The 19687-nt window shown below is 41.1% G+C and carries 17 protein-coding genes; 10 read left to right on the forward strand and 7 right to left on the reverse strand.

The annotated features are described in order from the left end of the window. The first annotated feature begins 97 nt into the window (after nucleotides 1-97). The 5 genes from I3249_RS06335 to I3249_RS06355 all read left to right on the forward strand — a co-directional run bounded on the left by I3249_RS06335 (nucleotide 98) and on the right by I3249_RS06355 (nucleotide 4111). Nucleotides 98-388, forward strand: a complete 291-nt coding sequence (locus I3249_RS06335) for a hypothetical protein (RefSeq protein ID WP_238069148.1) — start codon at nucleotides 98-100, stop codon at nucleotides 386-388. A 34-nt stretch (nucleotides 389-422) separates the two neighbouring features. Then, nucleotides 423-1415: a DUF932 domain-containing protein gene (locus tag I3249_RS06340; protein ID WP_238069150.1), complete on the forward strand. Its 993-nt coding sequence runs from the start codon at nucleotides 423-425 to the stop codon at nucleotides 1413-1415. Nucleotides 1416-1519: 104 nt separating this feature from the next. Next, nucleotides 1520-2641, forward strand: coding sequence for a lambda-exonuclease family protein (locus I3249_RS06345; RefSeq protein ID WP_238069151.1), 1122 nt, complete (start codon nucleotides 1520-1522; stop codon nucleotides 2639-2641). Nucleotides 2642-2781: 140 nt separating this feature from the next. Then, entirely contained in the window at nucleotides 2782-3693 is a 912-nt protein-coding gene (locus tag I3249_RS06350; RefSeq protein WP_238069152.1) for a hydrolase or metal-binding protein, read from the forward strand. A 166-nt stretch (nucleotides 3694-3859) separates the two neighbouring features. Next, nucleotides 3860-4111 carry an AlpA family phage regulatory protein gene (locus I3249_RS06355; protein WP_238069153.1) on the forward strand — a complete coding sequence of 84 codons (252 nt, stop codon included), beginning with the start codon at nucleotides 3860-3862 and terminating at the stop codon, nucleotides 4109-4111. Between the two features lie 36 nt (nucleotides 4112-4147). Here I3249_RS06355 and I3249_RS06360 read toward each other — a convergent pair whose 3' ends face one another. The 6 genes from I3249_RS06360 to I3249_RS06385 all read right to left on the reverse strand — a co-directional run bounded on the left by I3249_RS06360 (nucleotide 4148) and on the right by I3249_RS06385 (nucleotide 9238). Beyond that, a complete protein-coding gene (locus tag I3249_RS06360; RefSeq protein WP_238069154.1) occupies nucleotides 4148-4669 on the reverse strand; it encodes a hypothetical protein in 522 nt (173 codons plus the stop codon). 11 nt (nucleotides 4670-4680) lie between these two features. Further along, a complete protein-coding gene (locus I3249_RS06365; RefSeq protein ID WP_238069155.1) occupies nucleotides 4681-5883 on the reverse strand; it encodes an ATP-binding protein in 1203 nt (400 codons plus the stop codon). Between the two features lie 235 nt (nucleotides 5884-6118). Further along, nucleotides 6119-7024: a hypothetical protein gene (locus I3249_RS06370; RefSeq protein WP_238069156.1), complete on the reverse strand. Its 906-nt coding sequence runs from the start codon at nucleotides 7022-7024 to the stop codon at nucleotides 6119-6121. A gap of 12 nt (nucleotides 7025-7036) precedes the next feature. Next, complete coding sequence (locus I3249_RS06375) at nucleotides 7037-7768, reverse strand: DUF3944 domain-containing protein (protein WP_238069157.1); 732 nt, start codon at nucleotides 7766-7768, stop codon at nucleotides 7037-7039. 99 nt (nucleotides 7769-7867) lie between these two features. Next, nucleotides 7868-8251: a Holliday junction resolvase-like protein gene (locus I3249_RS06380; protein WP_238069158.1), complete on the reverse strand. Its 384-nt coding sequence runs from the start codon at nucleotides 8249-8251 to the stop codon at nucleotides 7868-7870. A gap of 90 nt (nucleotides 8252-8341) precedes the next feature. Next, the gene (locus I3249_RS06385; RefSeq protein WP_238069160.1) at nucleotides 8342-9238 is read right to left on the reverse strand and encodes a competence protein CoiA family protein; all 897 of its coding nucleotides are present in this window, start codon (nucleotides 9236-9238) and stop codon (nucleotides 8342-8344) included. Nucleotides 9239-9349: 111 nt separating this feature from the next. Here I3249_RS06385 and I3249_RS06390 point away from each other — a divergent pair, with 111 nt between their 5' ends. Then, nucleotides 9350-10411, forward strand: a complete 1062-nt coding sequence (locus I3249_RS06390) for a hypothetical protein (RefSeq protein ID WP_238069162.1) — start codon at nucleotides 9350-9352, stop codon at nucleotides 10409-10411. 143 nt (nucleotides 10412-10554) lie between these two features. Then, entirely contained in the window at nucleotides 10555-11361 is an 807-nt protein-coding gene (locus tag I3249_RS06395; RefSeq protein ID WP_238069164.1) for a tetratricopeptide repeat protein, read from the forward strand. A 119-nt stretch (nucleotides 11362-11480) separates the two neighbouring features. Here the strand turns inward: I3249_RS06395 and I3249_RS06400 are convergent, their stop codons facing one another. Further along, nucleotides 11481-12473, reverse strand: a complete 993-nt coding sequence (locus I3249_RS06400; protein ID WP_238069165.1) for a DUF2939 domain-containing protein — start codon at nucleotides 12471-12473, stop codon at nucleotides 11481-11483. Nucleotides 12474-12965: 492 nt separating this feature from the next. Between I3249_RS06400 and I3249_RS06405 the strand changes: the two genes are divergently transcribed. Genes I3249_RS06405 through I3249_RS06415 form a run of 3 tightly spaced genes read left to right on the forward strand, consistent with a single transcriptional unit; the run spans nucleotide 12966 to nucleotide 19100 of the window. After that, entirely contained in the window at nucleotides 12966-14555 is a 1590-nt protein-coding gene (locus I3249_RS06405; protein WP_238069166.1) for a class I SAM-dependent DNA methyltransferase, read from the forward strand. After that, a complete protein-coding gene (locus I3249_RS06410; protein ID WP_238069167.1) occupies nucleotides 14545-15918 on the forward strand; it encodes a restriction endonuclease subunit S in 1374 nt (457 codons plus the stop codon). Before I3249_RS06405 ends, I3249_RS06410 begins: the two co-directional genes overlap by 11 nt. Then, entirely contained in the window at nucleotides 15918-19100 is a 3183-nt protein-coding gene (locus tag I3249_RS06415; protein WP_238069168.1) for a type I restriction endonuclease subunit R, read from the forward strand. Before I3249_RS06410 ends, I3249_RS06415 begins: the two co-directional genes overlap by 1 nt. The last annotated feature ends 587 nt before the right edge of the window (nucleotides 19101-19687 follow it).

A 19687-nucleotide genomic window follows, 5' to 3' on the forward strand; every position in this document is an offset into this window, starting at 1 on the left:
TGAGATCTAGCATTACTGTCTTAATCCTTATCTATTCTAACCATTAAAGGTCTGCTTCGTGCAGACCTTTTTTATGCCGTTAATAAAAGGAGTTCTTATGAAAGTAGATTGTCCGTACTGTCACGCGTCTTCTGTTTGCGAATCAACTGATAATGCTGCTGAGCAAGCTGTTGATCAGCTTAGTAACGTTGCTGTACTAGAAGGTGCTGTTCACGAGCTATGCCAGTCGCTTAGCTTACATCCGCTTATCAAAGTATTTCTTGGGGTGACGCTTGTCGTTGCTACCAGTTACATTAAATTCAATAACGAATCATTGCCCTTGGCGCAGAAGCCTTATCGCTGTGAGGACTGCAACAAAGTCTTCACGGTGTTCTATCCATTTGTTTAACCCTTAACTTACTATCAATACAGGAAATACTCTCATGGCACATTTAATCGAAAATATGGCTTATGTTGGTGAGACCCCTTGGCATGGTCTCGGTAATCAGCTACCTAAGAATCAACCTATCGAAGTCTGGGCACGCGAGGCTGGTATGGATTGGCGTATCGAATCATCTGATGTCAGCTACATGGCAAACAATGACAAAGGTCAAAACCTGATCTTGCCCTTTGACAATAACAAAGTCTTATACCGCTCTGACACGTTAGAACCACTCAGTGTCGTCAGTCAACGCTATCAAGAAGTACAGCCACGCGAGATCTTGGAGTTCTATCGCGATCTTACAGAGCAGTCTGACTTTGAACTTGAGACGGCAGGTGTCTTAAAGGGCGGTCGTAAGATGTGGGCATTGGCCCGTACAGGCCAGTCAGCAACCCTAAAGGGCGGTGATGTTAGTAATGGATACCTACTTCTTGCAACAGCATGTGACGGCACTCTAGCGACGACAGCACAGTTCACCTCTATCCGTGTGGTATGCAATAACACCTTAGCGATTAGCCTCGCTAATGGAAGCAGCGGTATGGTGAAAGTACCACACAGCACTTCCTTTGATGGTGACAGAGTGAAACACCAATTAGGCGTCTCTGTGAAGCAGTGGGATGAGCATATGTATCAGATGAAGCAGCTCACTCAGCGCCGCGTCACGCAGGCACAAGCGGCTAATTATCTAAACCGTGTGTTCAATGATCAGGACAATGACATCATTTTGTTTAACCGTGCTAAGAAAGAGAAGGATGTGGTGCCTAATGCCAAAGCCATGAATCAGGTGATGAGCATGTTTAATGGTCAAGGTCGCGGTGCAGACCTTGATGCGGCTCGTGATACCGCTTATGGACTGCTATGCGCGATGACGGAATTTGTTGATCATGAGCGTAGAGCAATGTCAACGGATCACAGACTAGATTCTGCTTGGTTTGGCGCAGGGGCAAAGCTGAAAGACAAGAGCCTAGAGGAAGCCTTTGCACTGATTGCCTAGATTCTACTAGTAAATTTAATCAATCAAACCACGCTTAAGGGCGTGGTTTTTTATGCCTGTTATTTCACTTACTACCAATAATAAATTTATCGAAGGAATTCATCATGAATATGATCGCATTAAACACCAGCATTCAGCCCAGACAAACTAAGCGTGCAACCGTTAAGGCTAAAGCAAACCTGAATGCTAAAACTGTCATAGAAGACATACCCAAAGCGAAGCATAAACCAGTTAAACCGTCCGCTAGTCATTCGGTAACGGCCAAGCGTCTAATCAATACCAAAGGCTTAAGCCATGAGAAGTGGCTTGAAGTTCGCAAGCAAGGTATTGGTAGCTCGGATGCTGCCGCTGCCTGCGGCATCCATCCGTATTTATCAATGCTTGAGCTATGGATGATCAAGACAGGACGCATGACCTCGAACATCGATGAGAGCATCGAAGGCTATTCGCCACTTTACTGGGGCAATATCTTAGAGCCGATGGTGGCTAAGTTCTACCAAGAGCATACAGGCAATAGGGTACGCCGAGTCAATGCCATCTTGCAGCACCCTGATCCTGACAAAGCCTTTATGCTAGCTAACCTAGACTATGCCATTACAGGCAACGATGAGGTACAGATTTTAGAGTGTAAGACCGCTGGTGAACATGGTGCCAAGCTATGGAAGCATGGTGTGCCGTTATATGTGACGTGCCAAGTACAGCATCAGTTAGCAGTCACTGGCAAACAAGCTGCGCATATCTGCGTATTGCTGTGTGGACATGAAGCCAAGATATATAAGGTTGAGCGTGATGAGCGCTTGATTGACTCTATCATGGAGCACGAGCGTCTGTTCTGGCAATACGTAGCAACAGACACGCCGCCCACACCGGATCACTCTGAGTCCGCAGCCAAAGCCTTAAAACAGCTGTATCCCATCGCTAAGCCATCAAGCAAGGTTGATCTAACGGATGATGATGGTGCTAATAAGCTGTTTGAGCAATTGCTTAGCTATCGTGACTATATGCAGGAGCTAGAAGAACGTCATGACCAAGTGAAGCATCAGCTGCAAACGCTAATTGCTGATAACGAGGTTGCCGTGTTTGAGAAAGGCGCAATCTCTTGGAAGCGCTCGAAAGACAGTGTCGGTCTTGATAGTAAAGCCGTTATCAAAGCTCATCCTGAGCTATTAGCCAAGTTCAGTAAAACAAAGCAAGGCAGCAGACGCTTCGTTGTGCTCAATGATTGAGCTGAAGATCACTCAATCATCAGCGCGGCAATCAATCAGTCAAAGCTAATGAATCAAAGCAAGCGCATAACCGCCCACCTAGCACAGGTGGGCTTTTTTATGGCTAAACATAATCTATTAAACACATAAGGAATATCACCATGATTAAAGGTCTAACAATCACTCCACCAGTTTTAGGTCGTATCAGCATAGGACGTGTCATTCAAAAAGATGGCAAGCGTTTACCTGCCAAAGACGATCAATTCACCATTACCAGCCAAGTTCAAAACAAGGATGGCTGGATCAATCATCCACTCGATGCAAAGCTACGCGAAAAGAATGACGGCAAGCTCAGACAAATACCTGTACGCATGTTGTTTAACGATCCTGAGCTTAATTTGCGAGCAGAATATACCTTGTTTGATAGACAGACCGGCCGTCCACTATGCGTGGGCGACGGTGAGCAGTGCCAACGTCGAACCAATAATGGCGTAGAGCAACTGCCTTGCCCATCACCTGATCGCTGTCCACTAGCACAAGGCGGTGCTTGTAAGCCATACGGTAGGCTGTACGCGAACTTGTCTGAGGACGATGAGATTGGCACGTTTATCTTTCGAACTACTGGCTTTAACAGCATCCGTACCTTGGCAGCACGGCTGAGCTACTTCGCAGCGGTATCAGGCAATAAGCTGTCCTGTCTACCACTACAACTCACGCTTAGAGGTAAGAGCACCACGCAAAGCTATCGTACGCCGATCTACTTTGTGGATTTAACCCTTCGTGATGACGTAACACTCAAACAGGCCGTACAAGATGCTGGGGCCATTGATAAGGAGCTGAGCGAACATGGCTTTGATCAAGCGGCATTAGAGACGGCGGCAAAGCTTGGCTATGTGAACTCGTGCTTTGGTATCGATAGCGAAGATGCCATGGAGGTGGTAGAGGAGTTTTATTCAGTAGAGACAGACGATGTTAGCAGTGGTCAACAGGGTGACTATCAAAATGGATTAGCGACTCGTGACGTAACCAGCATTGAGCAAGGGCTGCGACAGAGTGTGACGGCAGTAAGTTAGTACAGCTGACACGCATATACAGCATAAAAAGAGCTGACTCAGTCAGCTCTTTTTTTATGGCTTCAGTCAAGGCTAAGCGTGGGACTGCATGGGATGCAGTAAAAAAATATAGGACTCGCTAAGTATATGAGAGGAGATGCTCTCATTCACTTACAAGGAGAAAATCATGGAAACTTTAAACGCAGTACAGCCAGCAATCGAGCAATGCAATCATATACCACAGCTACTGAATATTAAAGAAGTTGGTAACTATACAAATCTTAGCCGCTCGACGATCTATGAGATGATTGATGAAAGCTCTAAACGCTATGATCCAACCTTTCCTAAGAAAGTACAGCTTACGCAGGTTAGGGTAGTGTGGGTAGCAAGTGAGATTGCAGAATGGATTGAATCTAAAATCAATGCGCGATTAGCCTAGTAAGTGCATCAGCCGTCTCACTCAAATGTGAGATGGCTATTTTTTTTGCTTATTGCCTAGTAATGAGCGTAGCGTCACTACTGTGGCATGATTGGTCTTATCAAGCACTGGCTTAGCGAATAGGGGCTCGTAGCTTTTCGATAAGGCAGGTTTATCGGACAATTGAGGGTGTAGTACGCTTTTACACTTTTGAGCGGTACTAGGAACATTTTGCGCAAGTATGCTAAGTAGCATACCTTCCAAGCAGAGCGGCTCTGAATATAAAATAGCAATGCCTGAATCTTTAGCAGCTTTAATATCTTCTTGCTTAATAGGAACATCGTTATCCATCAAAATAAACTTCTGGTCATAATCAACGTGACGACTCTTTTTAACCGTGTCCTTGATGATGTCGTGTGGAGAGCCACCACTCGAAAAATCTAAAGTGATTTTACTGCCAGAGCGTCTTTCATGATAGATGCCTTTCATATGACTTAAAAATGCCTTATCGTGTTCACCTTCGCCCATAACGAGTAGGGTGGTTTTGTTGGCTAACCTAGTAGGTTTGCGCTTTGCCATAATCTAGCCCCTTACAGATTTGGTATCGCGTCAAACGCGCCAGCCATGTATTTTGCATAAAGGTTATCGTCATTACGGATTCCCTCCATCTCATCAAGTCGCCAAGCTTCTGAAGCCTGCTCGTATTTTTCGACCAAATAGATTTGATGCTTGTTCAATAAATTAAACACCTCAGGGGTATGGCAACTAAAAATAAGCTGCGCATTATGAGGATTGTGATGCGAGGAGCGAAACAAATCAAAAATAGCAGGTAACAGCAGTGGGTGTAAGTCATTATCAAGCTCATCAATAATGGCTACACCACCGTTCTTAAGAACAGGCAGTATAAGCCCAAGTAAGCTATAGGCGGATTGTGTACCATTAGATTCTTCATAAATCATAAGCTCAAACGAGTCATCACCGACTTTATGCACACCAAAAGGTAGCAGTATCTCTTGCTGTTTACCTTCGTTTACCGTTATTACGCTTTTTATATTGATTTCGTCAATACCTGTATCGAACTGGCAAAGTAGCTTTTCAGCAGTTTGCTTTAGACCTTCATCCTTAGCAAACAATTCTGTCATTTCAGGTATGGACTGGCTGATACTACCAATGCGACCCATAGCAACCACATTGGTTTTATAATTATTAAACATCTCTGTAATTGCTTCTGCCAGGGGCTCATCAAGCAAATTAGCATAACTGATAAGTGAGGCATTTTTTTTCACATCATCTGCTAAAGAAGGGATAACAAAGTTACGATGCTTATAGCTAAGCTTGCCATCTTCATGCTGACGTATAAATATATAGCTAAATTGGCTACTGGTCTTTTTGTACAAGGCCTCTTTGATAACGCTGTTCTGTGTCACAGTCAGTTCATAGCGGTATTCTTCATAGACGTCATCAGAATTTTTGAGTAAAAAGCCGAGCTCAAAATAAGATTGCTTATCTTTGCTGAGTGCAAAAGGACTAAATGGTATAGGCTCTTCTGAATCAATACCACTGGTTGAGCCACACATAAACCAACGTAAAAATGCAATCGCTTTTAACAGTTGTGTCTTACCAGAGCCATTAGCACCAAGTATGGCGGTGACTTTGTTTAATCGATATTGGTCTTGCTTGGTATCAACATAAAAGTCATAGTCAGTCTTAGTAGGTTGTTTACCTAAAGTGAATGACAATTCAGTAGCATCTTGATAAGAATGAAAGTTTTCAAAGCGAATATAAGTAATCATATTAAGTCACTTTTAACAAAATATTGTGGTTTCACTGATAATATAGCATATTAATGTACATAGAGTGTTGTTGAGTTTATAAAGGAACACGTAGTTATAATGCTTGTGCTAGCTCAATATAATCTTAGAGAAATTTCTTGTAGGGGATTTCGGATGTATTAACTTATCAGACAAGAATCTGACAAGTTAATAGCAGGATGCTTGGAGTTAGATAGAAATATTAAGTATTAGGTTGCTAGGCACACTTCATAATAGATAACTGTTCATGTGCTGGTTTTTCTAACAATTCAACATGAATTTGATTTGATATAAGATTTAAAGCTGGTTGTTTGATTTTATTAAAATAAGACAGGTTTTCAGCTTCTGCTTGGGATAATTTCATACGATTGTTTGTGGTGTTCAAGTAGCCCCTATAGTTCTCTAATAAAATAGAGTATTTGTTGTGGCTGTCTTTAATTAGCGTTTGAGAAAGCTCGTATTGACCAAGCCTATGAGACACAAGATGTTCTAAATGCATGCCCACTGGTAAAACCTCCATCATTTGTTGGATGAAGTTTAATACTAAACCTGCATGCTGCTTGTCTTGTATTTGCTCTGATTTGATCAAGTTAAGAAGGTTCAGAATGAAAAAGGATAAATGACTCTTAAGCTGCATAGAGTTAGCAAGGGTTGTATTAGCTAATGATTCAATGACTTGAATATCTTCATTGGATTCTAGAATTAATTTAAGGTTATGTACTACAGATAAATACTCACTAGCCTTGTCTGTATAAAAGAGTATATTTTGCTCATTAACGTTTTGAGAAACCTGTAATACTGAGCTTCTCACAGCTTCTATTTTTTTACTAAGTATCTGCGTTTGTACTACTACTGCAATCATGAGGGTAGCTGATGAGACAGCCTGTGCTGCAACAATAGTACCTTGTAGTGTTGATTGCAATGAACCGAGCGTTTTAACGAAGGTTTCGGAAGTCACCGCACTGACTTCCTTTAAAGGTATATGCTGAATAATACCTGACGTTTTTAGACCTTTTTTCCAATATGCGACGCCGTCTCTAAAAATAGCCTGATTATTTTTTAGAGCTTCTATTAGCTTTGGATTATAAAGACTTTCATCAAAAGCGTAGATTTTAGTTTTCATATATAGCTATCCTTAAAATTCATCGTAGTCTGAGCTATTGTCATTATACTTTGTACGCATCATTGCAATGATACAAACGGCTGGTACGGTAACTCGATAAGCAGGAGATGAGAAATCTTTGACAGTCAAAGGTAATGTAGCAGCAGCAACTATAGGGTTTGCTTTTGCAAATTTAGGTATCATTTTAATACCAGCAAAAATGGCACTTGCACCTGCTCCTGCAACTCCTGTACCGGCACCAACACCTAAACCATTTTTAATAGTTTCCCATGGATTAGACTCTAACGAAGTAAGTCCTAATAGACCTTTTTTTTCTAGAGTCTTATAGATATCGCTTATATCCTCCAAAGTTGTTATCCGCTTAAATAGTATTCTCAACACTCTTTCTTCTACTTCTGCTATTGAGGCCGTTCCTTTGTGAAAATCAACATTAACTTTCCCTGCTACATCGTGTAGTAGCTCTTCGTACAGAACTCCTTTGCGACGGGCAAGGTTCGCAATAGTATCTCCACCAAAAAGCTGAAGCTCAGCAGCGATACTTTTCCAGCTGTTCTCATAAGCTTCTTTACTTGTTCTATACATATTAATATTTTTATCAAGTGCTTTTTTAAGCTGTCCTGTCCACTGCTCTGTACCACTACTGTCTTTTATTAAAGCATCTGCTAATATTTTTAAGTCTTTCCAGTCAGCGAACTGTAGAAAAGCGAGATCTTTATCTTCACGAAATTTTGATTCTACTGCCATCACTAAGGCTCCTACATTTCCACAGTTTAGGGTATATGGTCATTTGAGATGTAATTCTAAGCAATAGTCAGGAATAATGATACACAAATATTAACGAAATTATATGAATCGTATTCTTTTGTTAGCAAGTCTTTCAATTAAAAAATATAGGTCTATCTTCCAATCGATTTTAACGTGCCAATTGCCATCAGCGCATTCGTGTAAGTTTTGGAAGATGAAATAGTCAATCGGCTCACCCATGAATCGGCAGTCTGAAGGGTTGTAAGGAAAATCAGTAATAAAGGGCGTGAACTGTTCACCTATTTGACCTTTTAGGACGTTAATCCGCATGTTGTTTGAACGCTTTTGCGCCTCTTTAATGTCTTTATCTAATCGCTGTTGAAAGCCTGCTTCTTTTTCCAGCATATCGTTCTTAATTTGCGCAATATCCCGTTCGCTCTCCAGTAGAGCCTTATTTTGCAATTGTATTCGCTTATAGTCCATACAAGTAACGCCATCATTAGCAAGATGATAATTAGTAGTATTGTAGTAAGAGTCATGATCTTATTCTCCGTAGTATCAAGTAGGGCATATTTAAGCAGTAGGGGTCATATCCATTTCTTGTAGTCGTTGAAAGACAGTGTCTGAAAACGGCTTGAAGTAATTCCATGACTTATATTTTTGATTGTATTGACCACCGCCTTCGTTACGCCATTGCTTGAGTATCTCAATAACATCATGGTTGTAGGTCACACATTTAATAGACACCATGCCTGAATTAAAGACCCTGACATCTACCCAAGCGTGTTTGATGGTAAATCGATAGATGATATAGCCTTTATCAAAGCTTCCGTTGCTATTCTCGTCAGTGCTGCTTTGGCAACTATAGATAGGCTCAGGTAATGGTGTAGGGGCTACTGGTATCGTTAATGATTTTGGTGCTGGGAATATCCACTGCTTATTACTGACACAGTTTAGAACATAATCTTTGGCTTCCTCACTCGGTACCTCAATACCTTGTGTCATAATCTCCCTCAAATCGATCTCAACAGTCTTAATACCTAACTGCTTAATAAAATCCGCTTTATCAGTATCGATGAAAGAAGTCACAGCAACTTCAATAAACATCATTTCATCATCTACCGTTGCGACTATATCAGGTCGAATACAGCCTACAGATTGCTCTTCAATCAAATGATCAAATTGCCACGTTTTATCCTCACTGCGTTCGTCATCAGGTAGTGATGGCAGTGTTAAATACCTCTCTTGCATAATGACTTGTTTAGCAAACTTGTGTAGGATACTTTCAGGATGAATAGTGCAGCTTTCCTTATTGTTTAGGTGTGCAAAATGGTGCTCATTCTTTTCACCTTTACGAGCCACTACAGGCTCCGCGCATTCAAAGCAAAAACACATACAAGCCAGCCCTCGCTCGACTTGCTTAACATTGACGATTTGCTTTTGCTCATTAACAGCTATTGACATAGTCATAGTTACCATCCTCTTGTTAGTTGGTTAGGAGTGAGGTAATTATGAGAAGAATTCTGCCTCTAAAACAGACTGCTATTGGGGGCGTAATAGGATTTTAATCGGTATTTAACTATGAAAAACATACACTTAGGTGTCTTTGAAGAGCTCGAAAAACAATTTCTTAATTTTCCAAGAAATACTTTTTATGATCATTGCCTCAGAATAATAGTCGAAGCACAGCTCAACAAAATAAAGTATTCGGATGAAGCGTTTGAACCTAATAAGTTATCAAGACAAGATATCTATGCCAAAGCGAGGGGCGTGAATAAAAATACTGTGAGCAGTCAAGTTGCTAAAAATAAGATAAAAACGGATAGATTAAATGTAGAGTTAGAAAAATTTATCGAATCACAACCAGACTGTAAACAGGCTTTTAAGGATATAGGTTATTTACCAGAAGTTATTTCATCTGTATCAGAGGGTGGTGCCAAGAACAGAACCCTAATATGGATGAGTATTAAAGCTATTGAAAACAAGGAAGTAGATGAAGAGCGAATAGCTGAATCTGCTGTCTTTGAGTCTGATGAGGATGATGAGGATTTAAGTGGTATTACTTATGAGCGCAAAGCGGCTTCTGAGATTAAGCCATCTTTATTCACTCGGCTTTTCTTCAAAAAGGGTGAGCTAAAGATCTTAAGCTTTCGAGGCGTTTTGCTAATGATCTTGCTGATGCTAAGTTTTTTGGTAGATATCTTTATTGCTATATTTTCGTTACTCGTCATTTTATTACTAAGCGATTTGCCAAATTTTAAGCTTTGGCAAGCCATACTTTTTGTGGCATTTATTCCTCTGGCTTATCTTAACTGGCGATATTTCTTTGTGCCGTTATATAGACTACCTTATTATCGTGTTATTAAAGCGCCTATGTTCTTTGCAAATATTAATGTCGTTAATGCGGATATTGAGATGTATTGGGATAAAGATAGGCTGAATGTAGCGAGAGTCACAGAGTTCACTGCAACTTGTCCAATTTGCTCAGGATTGATAGAGCTAGCTAATGGCAAGCCAGATCAAAAACAGCCATTGGTAGGACGCTGTAGGGAAGCGCCGCATGCTCATGTGTATAGCTTTGATCGGATGACGATGAAGGGTTGCTTTTTGGGTGTTCCAAGATATTTGACAGGTGAGACATAGAATAGTTGAGATAGCATCAACGCTGTTATTAGTACAGTACCGATTTCATTATTAAAGTCATAGCATGGATTGTTTTTAAGTGATCAATGTGATCAAGCAGGCTGGGATACTAATCAAAAACTGGATGAGAAAGAATAATTATCATGCAAAAATTCAATAAGACAGTAATCTATAAAATCATGGTAATAGGATTATCGTGTGGGCTAACCTTACCAGCTATTGCTGATCTTGGTGTCGTAAGTAAATTAGTAAATAACGGTGTAGCGACTACTCAAGCCACTCTTGGCCACATGTACCTTAATGGAGATGGTATTAGTCAAGATGATGTTAAAGCATTTGAAAAGACTAAAGAAGCTGCTTATAGAGGTAGAGTATTTTCTCAATATGCACTTGGAGAGATGTATAGTAATGGCATAGGCGTACGTCAAAATTATGCTAAGGCTATTGAGTGGTATGAAAAGGCTGCTAAACAAGGTAATGCTGAAATTCAATATAATCTTGGAACGCTTTATCAGAATGGTGAAGGTATTCCGCAAGATTATTATAAAGCAGTGAAATGGTATCGGAAGTCAGCTGATCAAGATTTTGTATTGGCCCAGTACAATTTAGCTGCAATGTACTATGAGGGTCAAGGAGTAAGTCAGGACTATGCTGAGACACTAAAGTGGTTAAGAAAAGCTGCTGCTCAGGGATACGCTGCTGCTCAAAACAATATTGGTGACATGTACGAAACTGGTAAAGGGGTTGAGTTCAATGATAAAAAAGCAGCCGAATGGTATCTGAAAGCTGCAAATCAAGGCATAGCCGAGGCACAGAATAGTCTTGGCTTGATGTATTTTGAGGGCAGAGGCGTGGAGCAAGACAAAGCTCAATCCCAAGAGTGGTATAGCAAATCTTGTGATAATGGGTATCAGCCTAGTTGTGCTGAATATGTTTTATTGAGTAGGTAACACGGGAGGTTCCCAAAAACTGTATAACTGCTCACAACCCTTTATCCATAAAAAAGCCACCTTCGCATTTCGCAAGGTGGCTTATTTTTTTACTAGAACTATCACTCATCTACTATTTATCAAGTGCAGTTGTTCATATGCTGTGCTTCTGTTAAATCTGGGTTGCGACAATCGGTTGATGGATCATATCCGTCGTCATAACCTGAACGTTCAATAATGAATCTACGCAGATCAGCATCTGTGCCACCACCAAGGGTAAAGTCATTTAATAAATCTACCATGTCTTGTGATACTTCAATATCATTACTAACGAGGTAATCAATGTGTGCTGCTTGCGTTGGTGTCAGTAGTTCGGTCGTTTCTACAGCGTGATCACCGGTCCCATTATCGTAGTAGTCATCATTTGAGATCTCATGAGTAGTTTCACTCATGTCTGATATGGATGTAATGTCAGCATCCAGCTGCTCACTTAGATCTTGGAATATATCATCATAGGTTTCACTTGCAACCTCTTCATCAATCAAGCCGAAGTCAGCGACAGATGAGTCTTCGATGTTCTTATTAGAATTTTTATCTTTTGAGTCTAACGAAAAAGAAATCCTTGTAACTTTCCAGCTAAGACCATCTCTATGCATGATCACATCTAATGACTCATCCGAATCATCAGCATCAATGATCTGAACTTTGAATCGATTAAATGATAGATAGCCAGCTTTATAATCAATATCCTCATTTTTGGCTTTCGCTTTATCTTCAGACGTGTCATTACTTGAGTCAAAATCCAATTTTTGCCCTTGAAGCATTAATGCAACACCATCAGGTGTGACCAAACCATCAACAAGTGGGTCTATCATTGCAGCGGCTAACATAGTTCCTAAAGCCTCAAAGCCATCTTGCTCATCACTTGCAGCAAGCTCTTCAGCCATAGCGGCTTTGACTTGATCCTTTATGCTTTGCTTAACACTAGGGAAATCAATATACCCTGACAGCTTATCTGCGTCTTTCTGTTCAGCAGCATTTTTAATGTTATACAAAGCTATATATGGTGAAGCGTAAAGGTAAATCGCAAATATAACAAACAAGCCAGCCAACCAAGGTAAAAGCTTTTTCAAAAAATCTCTCCTGAATTTTTAACAATATTAAAAGACGATGAAGCAATACGGATAGCTAACGCTTAGTTTGAAATGCTTAGCTGCTATACTGAAGAAGTGTAATTCTCGCGAATCTCTCAAATTTATACAGGTTTACATAGTAGTAACATTTAGAAATTAATGCTAACATTAGTTGACTTGTAAAACAATTTAATAAACTTCTATTTATCAAAAATACCTTTTAGTATTCGACAGGAACATCACCGTTGTCGTCCGTACGATAATATTCTTAGGTCTATATAAATTCTGAGTCCAGCAAAATAAAAATTAACCATTGTTTATGATCTATATTGAGTACGAGATAACAGTTCCTTCCAAAAATGAGTTGATAGATAAGCTTGCTTAAAAGCACAATCTCGCTAAAATTGTTACCACAAAGCAAATCACTTTCTTGTACGGCTGATCATGCATTTATTGCATGGTTAGCTATCAGAACATAGAGAATCAAAAAACATGGCTAAAACACCGGTAAGCAAAAAAGATAAAACAGACAATGGCAATTTTGAAGAAGCCCTTTGGGATGCTGCTAACAAGCTACGAGGTAGCGTCGAATCATCAGAATATAAGCACATTGTCCTTAGCCTGATTTTCTTAAAGTTTATCAGTGATACCTTTGAGCAGCAGCGCCAAAAACTGATCGATACGGGGTATGAAAAGCATATCGATATGGTACAAGCCTATACCAAAGACAACGTGTTCTATTTGCCGGAGGAGAGTCGCTGGAGTTTCATCCAGCAGAATGCCAAGCAAGAAGACATCGCGCTTAAAATCGACACAGCGCTTAGCACCATCGAAAAGACCAACCAATCACTCAAAGGTGCATTGCCTGACAACTACTTCTCACGTCTAGGCTTAACAGCCAGTAAGCTTGCTGCTTTGATTGATGTGGTCAATAACATTGATACTATTGGTAATCCAGAAGAAGACACGGTCGGGCGCGTGTACGAGTATTTCTTAGGTAAGTTTGCCGCGACTGAAGGCAAAGGCGGTGGTGAGTTCTATACGCCTAAGTCTGTGGTCAATCTCATTGCAGAAATGGTTGAGCCGTATCAAGGGAAAATCTATGATCCCTGCTGCGGTTCAGGCGGTATGTTCGTCCAGTCCATCAAATTCATCGAGAGTCATCACGGCAATACCAAAGACGTGTCTATCTATGGGCAAGAGTACACCAGCACCACGTACAAATTGGCTAAGATGAACCTTGCTATTCGTGGCATCTCTAGCAACTTGGGTGATGTGGCTGCTGATACGTTCTTTAAAGATCAGCACGAAGACCTCAAAGCTGACTTCATCATGGCAAACCCACCCTTTAATCAAAAGGATTGGCGTGCGTCTGATGAGCTGGTCGATGACCCACGCTGGGCAGGCTATCCGACACCGCCGACAGGCAATGCCAACTACGCTTGGATATTGCACATGATATCTAAGCTTTCTGAGCACGGTACTGCGGGTTTCGTACTGGCAAATGGCTCGATGTCCACTACGACTAGTGGTGAGGGTGAGATACGTCAGCAGATTATCGAAAATGATTTGGTCGATTGTATGATTGCGCTACCAGGGCAGCTGTTTTATACCACCCAGATTCCTGTGTGCTTATGGTTTATCAGTAAAGATAAAGCCGCCCAGTCCGCTGACAGCCAAGCTCGAGGCTTGCGTAACCGTAGTGGCGAAACTTTATTCATCGATGCACGCGCTATCGGTAGCATGATTAGCCGCACGAATAAAGAACTTACGAAAGATGATATCGAAGCGATTGCTAAGACGTATCATGCATGGCGCGGTGAGAAAGAAGCAGGTGGTTATGAAGCCTACGCAGACGAAGCAGGCTATTGTAAATCAGCGAGCTTAGATGATATCAAAGCCAATGATTATGTGCTGACCCCGGGGCGTTATGTGGGTGCTGCTGCGATTGAGGATGACGGCATTCCGTTTGAAACTAAAATGCTGGAGTTAAGCCAAACGCTATATGCACAGATGCAAGAATCTGAGAAGCTTGATGCGACCATTCGTCAGAACTTGGAGGTATTGGGTTATGGGGAGTGATTGGAAAGAGGTTAGTCTTGGAGAAATTGGTAGAGTAGTTACAGGGAAAACACCTAAAACAAAAGTAATAGAAAATTTTGGTCACGAAATTCCATTTATTACACCTAGAGATATGGATGACCAGAGGATTATTAGTGAGACTGAAAGATATTTAAGTAAAGTTGGATCTGTATCAGTCAAAAACTCTATCATTCCTGCTAATAGTATCTCGGTGTCATGTATTGGTTCTGACATGGGTAAATCAGCTATTACAAAATATCTGTCTGTAACGAATCAACAAATTAATTCTATAGTAGTAAGCGATGAGTTTTATTATAAATTTGTTTACTATAATTTAAGCTCAAGAAAGGCGGAAATTAGAGGACTGGCTGGAGGATCGGCACAACCGATTTTGAACAAAAGTGACTTTAGTCAGATAAAAATGTTTGTACCACCACTCACAGAACAAAAAGCCATTGCTTATATCCTTGGTTCGTTAGACGATAAAATCGAACTAAACCGTCAAATGAACGAAACGCTAGAAGCGATGGCGCAGGCGTTGTTTAAAAGCTGGTTTGTGGATTTTGATCCAGTGATTGATAATGCGCTCGCGGCTGGTAATGCCATTCCTGATGAGTTCTTTGAGCGTGCTGAGCTGCGTAAAGGGATTGAGAAAAAAGACAACTCAGATATTCAAAGCTTATTTCCTGATGAGTTTGAGTTTACGGAAGAGATGGGTTGGATTCCGAAGGGTTGGCAAGAGTTACAAATAAAAGATATTGCAAAAGTAGTTAAAGGAAAATCATATAAAAGTTCTGAGTTGTCGGAATCTGAAACTGCCTTAGTAACTCTGAAATCATTTAAGAGAGGTGGAGGATATCGCTTAGATGGTCTGAAAGAATACACTGGGAAGTATAAAGAAGAGCAGGAGGTAAAAGCTGGAGATTTGGTTATTGCTTATACCGATGTAACGCAAGCAGCTGATCTTATTGGAAAGCCAGCAATGGTTATTGATGATATCAGATATAAGCATCTTGTAATTTCATTGGATGTAGCGGTAGTACGACCAGAGATTGATAGCCAAAAATATTATCTGTATGGACTAGCACAAACCGAAGCTTTTCAAAGCCATAATTATTCACATTCAACTGGTACGACAGTATTACATTTATCAAAAAATGCTGTTCCTGATTATTACTTATGCTTACCTAGTGAAAACCTTTTACATGGTTTTACTAAAATTGTAGAACCGTTGTTTACGTCGGTTAATAACAATATAGGTGAAATAAGGAATCTTGAAAAACTCCGAGACACCCTTTTACCTAAGCTCATGTCAGGTGAGCTAAGAATTCCAGACGCTGAAGTTCTTGTGGAGAATGTATAGTGAAATTTACTGAAGATCGGCTTGAGCAAGCCATTATCGAGCTACTAGCAGACGAGGGCTATCCACATACCGTTGGTGAAGCACTTGACCGCAATCCAGATGATGTGCTGATTAAGTCTGATCTTCGACAGTTTCTAGCGACTCGTTACCGCGATGAATCAATCACAGATTATGAGATTGAGTCCATCATTCATAAGCTTGAATACCTCCCTGCGTCTGATTTATACGACACCAACAAAGCCATCATGAAGCTTGTTGCTGATGGCTTCACACTCAAGCGTGAAGACTATACTCAAAAAGATTTATACATCCAGCTGATTGATTATGAAGCACTCGATAACAATCGCTTTCGCATCGTCAATCAGATGGAGATACAAGGCTTTGAGCTGCGTATTCCTGATGGCATTCTCTATATCAATGGCTTACCACTGGTGGTGTTTGAGTTTAAGAGCAGCATCCGCGAAGATGCCACCATGTTTGATGCCTATACCCAGCTGACCACCCGTTATAAGCGCGATATTCCAGAGCTGTTTAAATACAACGCCCTATGCGTGATTAGCGATGGGGTCAACTCAAAGATGGGTTCATTCTTTGCCCCTTATGAGTTCTATTATTCTTGGCGTAAAGTCACAGGAGAAGAAAAGTTAGAGAAAGACGGTATCCACTCCTTATTGACCATGATGAGCGGTTTATTTGATAAAACGCGCTTGCTTGATGTCATCCGTAATTTTATTTACGTACCTGACAAATCAAGCAAGGAAGAAAAAATCGTTTGTCGCTATCCGCAGTATTATGCGGCCACCAAGCTATACGCCAATATCAAGCAGCACATGAAGTTGCTCGATAGTCATGGCAACTTAATAAACGATAATGGCTTACGTGACGGCAAGGGCGGTACTTACTTTGGCGCCACTGGCTGTGGTAAGAGTCTTGCCATGCTGTTTCTCGCACGTCTGCTAATGCGCGATATTGAGCTTGGCAGTCCAACCATCATCTTAATCACTGATCGCACCGACTTAGACGGTCAGCTGTCTGAAACCTTTACCAATGCTAAGACCTATATCGGCGATGACAATATCATCAGTGTCGAAAGTCGAGCGCATCTACGCGAACAGTTAAAAGGTCGCAGAAGTGGCGGTGTATTCTTGACCACCATCCATAAGTTCACCGAAGACTTAGCCCTACTCACCGAGCGTACCAACGTTATCTGTATCTCAGATGAAGCGCACCGCAGCCAAATTAATCTCCAGCAAAAGGTCACCGTCACCGAAGATGGCGTCAAAAAGACTTACGGCTTCGCTAAGTACCTACATGACTCACTACCTAATGCCACTTACGTTGGCTTCACGGGCACACCGATTGATGCCACGCTTGATGTCTTCGGTCCAGTCATTGATAGCTATACCATGGTTGAGTCGGTATTCGATGAAATCACGGTACGTATTGTCTATGAAGGCCGCGCTGCCAAAGTACTACTCGATAGCAAACAGCTTGATGAAGTAGAAAAATACTATAAAGAAAGCGCAGATGCTGGCACCAATGAGTATCAGATAGAGAAAAGTAAAAAAGCCATGGCGAGTATGTCTACCATTCTTGGTGACCCTGATCGCATCAGAGCCATTGCTGAAGACTTTGTGACACATTATGAAGCGCGAGTAGAAGAGGGCACAACGCAAAAAGGTAAGGCGATGTTTGTCTGTAGCAGCCGTGAAGCTGCCTATCAGTTATATAAAGACATTATAGAGCTGCGTCCTGAATGGAATGAAGTAAGAGCGTGTGAGGAAGGCTCAACCTTGTCAGAGAGCGACAAGAAAAATGTCATGCCTATGGAGCGCGTCAAGATGATCATGACTCGTAACAAAGACGATGAAAAAGGTATGTGGGACAATCTTGGTAATAAAGACTACCGCAAGGAGCTCGACCGTCAGTTTAAAAACGGCAAGTCTAACTTTAAGATCGCCATCGTCGTTGATATGTGGCTTACAGGCTTTGATGTACCGTTTCTAGATACCATCTATATAGATAAACCCCTACAAAAGCACAGCCTGATTCAGACCATCTCACGGGTCAATCGTAAATTTGAAGGCAAGGAAAGCGGTTTGGTGGTCGATTATATCGGCATAAAAAAGCAGATGAACCTTGCGCTCTCGCATTACACAGGCGGTCAGGTTCAAAACCTAGACGATATCCAAAAGTCAGTCGTGGTGGTGAAAGACCACTTAAATCTACTAGATACTGTCTACCATAACTTCGACTCCACCCTGTACTTCAACGGTACACCACTAGAGCAGCTCAACTGTTTGAATGCGGCGGCTGACTTTGCACTGCGATCTAAAAAGCTAGAAAAGCGTTTTATGGATTTAGCCAAGCGTTTGAAGTCTGCCTATGATATTTGCGTGGGTAGTGAAGCGCTCACCAAGGCGCACAAAGACAAGATTCATTACTACCTAGCCATTCGTACCATCATCTTTAAGATCACGACTGGGGGCGCACCTGACGTTGAGCAAATGAACCAAAAGGTACGTGACCTGGTGAAAGACGCGCTGATGAGTGATGGTGTTGAAGAGATATTTAAGCTGGGTGATAACACTGATGGTGAGATCGATATTTTCGATGAAGATTATCTAGCCAAGCTTGAAGTGATTAAGCAGCCCAATACCAAGTTAGAGTTACTGCAACAGCTGCTCGCTAAAGCCATTGGTGAGCTGAAAAAAACCAACAAGGTAAAGGGTGTCGATTTCAGTAAGAAGATGAATGCTTTGGTCGAGAAGTATAACGACCGTGATGAGCAAGATGTACTACGCGCTGAAGTCATTGGCGATTTCTCGGATGAGATCATCAAGCTGTATCACGAGCTACGGGTTGAGATGGCATCGTTTGGTGAGATGGGTATCGACTTTGAAGAAAAAGCATTTTACGACATCTTACTATCACTGGCGCATAAGTACGATTTTACCTATCCAGAAGATAAGCTGCTTGAGCTGTCAAAAGAAGTGAAAAAGCTCATCGATGAGAAGTCTAAATACACTGACTGGAATAAAAAAGAGGATATCCGAGCTGAGCTACAGTTTGATCTAATGGTATTGCTCGATGAATGGGGCTATCCACCTGTGGACTCAAAAGAGGTCTATAAAGAGATATTTGAGCAGGCTGAGAACTTTAAGAAAAATCGGGTGGTTTAGTTATACTTAGACAGAGTTTGGTATGACCTCTTTGAGTTTGCAAAGCATGGTTATGCTAACTTCATCATGTAAGGCATGGCTACCTGACTCAAGTGAATCAGCCTTCGATATAGTCGGGGCGGTTCACTTTCCAGTTGCAAGCTTCTGACGAGGGTTGGAATATTACCAACAAAAAATGACTTTAGCTATTGAATCATCCCGTAGGGAAGTTTTGATAGATAAAGTCATTTTTCATTCTTAACCAGAGAGATATGATTATCAGATACTAAAACAGAATAATATTGATCATGACATTAGGTGCATATAAGAAATTATAATAGCTATTTATAAAACTATTGCTTCACGAACCGTAAAACGCTTTATTACCAAGGCCTACAACACACATAGTAGTTCAGAAAAAGCTAAAGCATCCATCCAAATACGCCTCTTATTAGAGATCAATCTGCCTAAAAGTAGTGGAAAATCCAACACGTTTGATAGCAATACAACACCTCCATCATTCATCTTACTATCACTAAAATTCATAATCATTCTAGATATCTTAATATACATACCTAACAGAAGGGGTCAGTTCTATCGTAGCCGCA

The sequence above is a fragment of the Psychrobacter sp. Ps1 genome (assembly GCF_022129425.1).
Taxonomy (GTDB): Bacteria; Pseudomonadota; Gammaproteobacteria; order Pseudomonadales; family Moraxellaceae; genus Psychrobacter.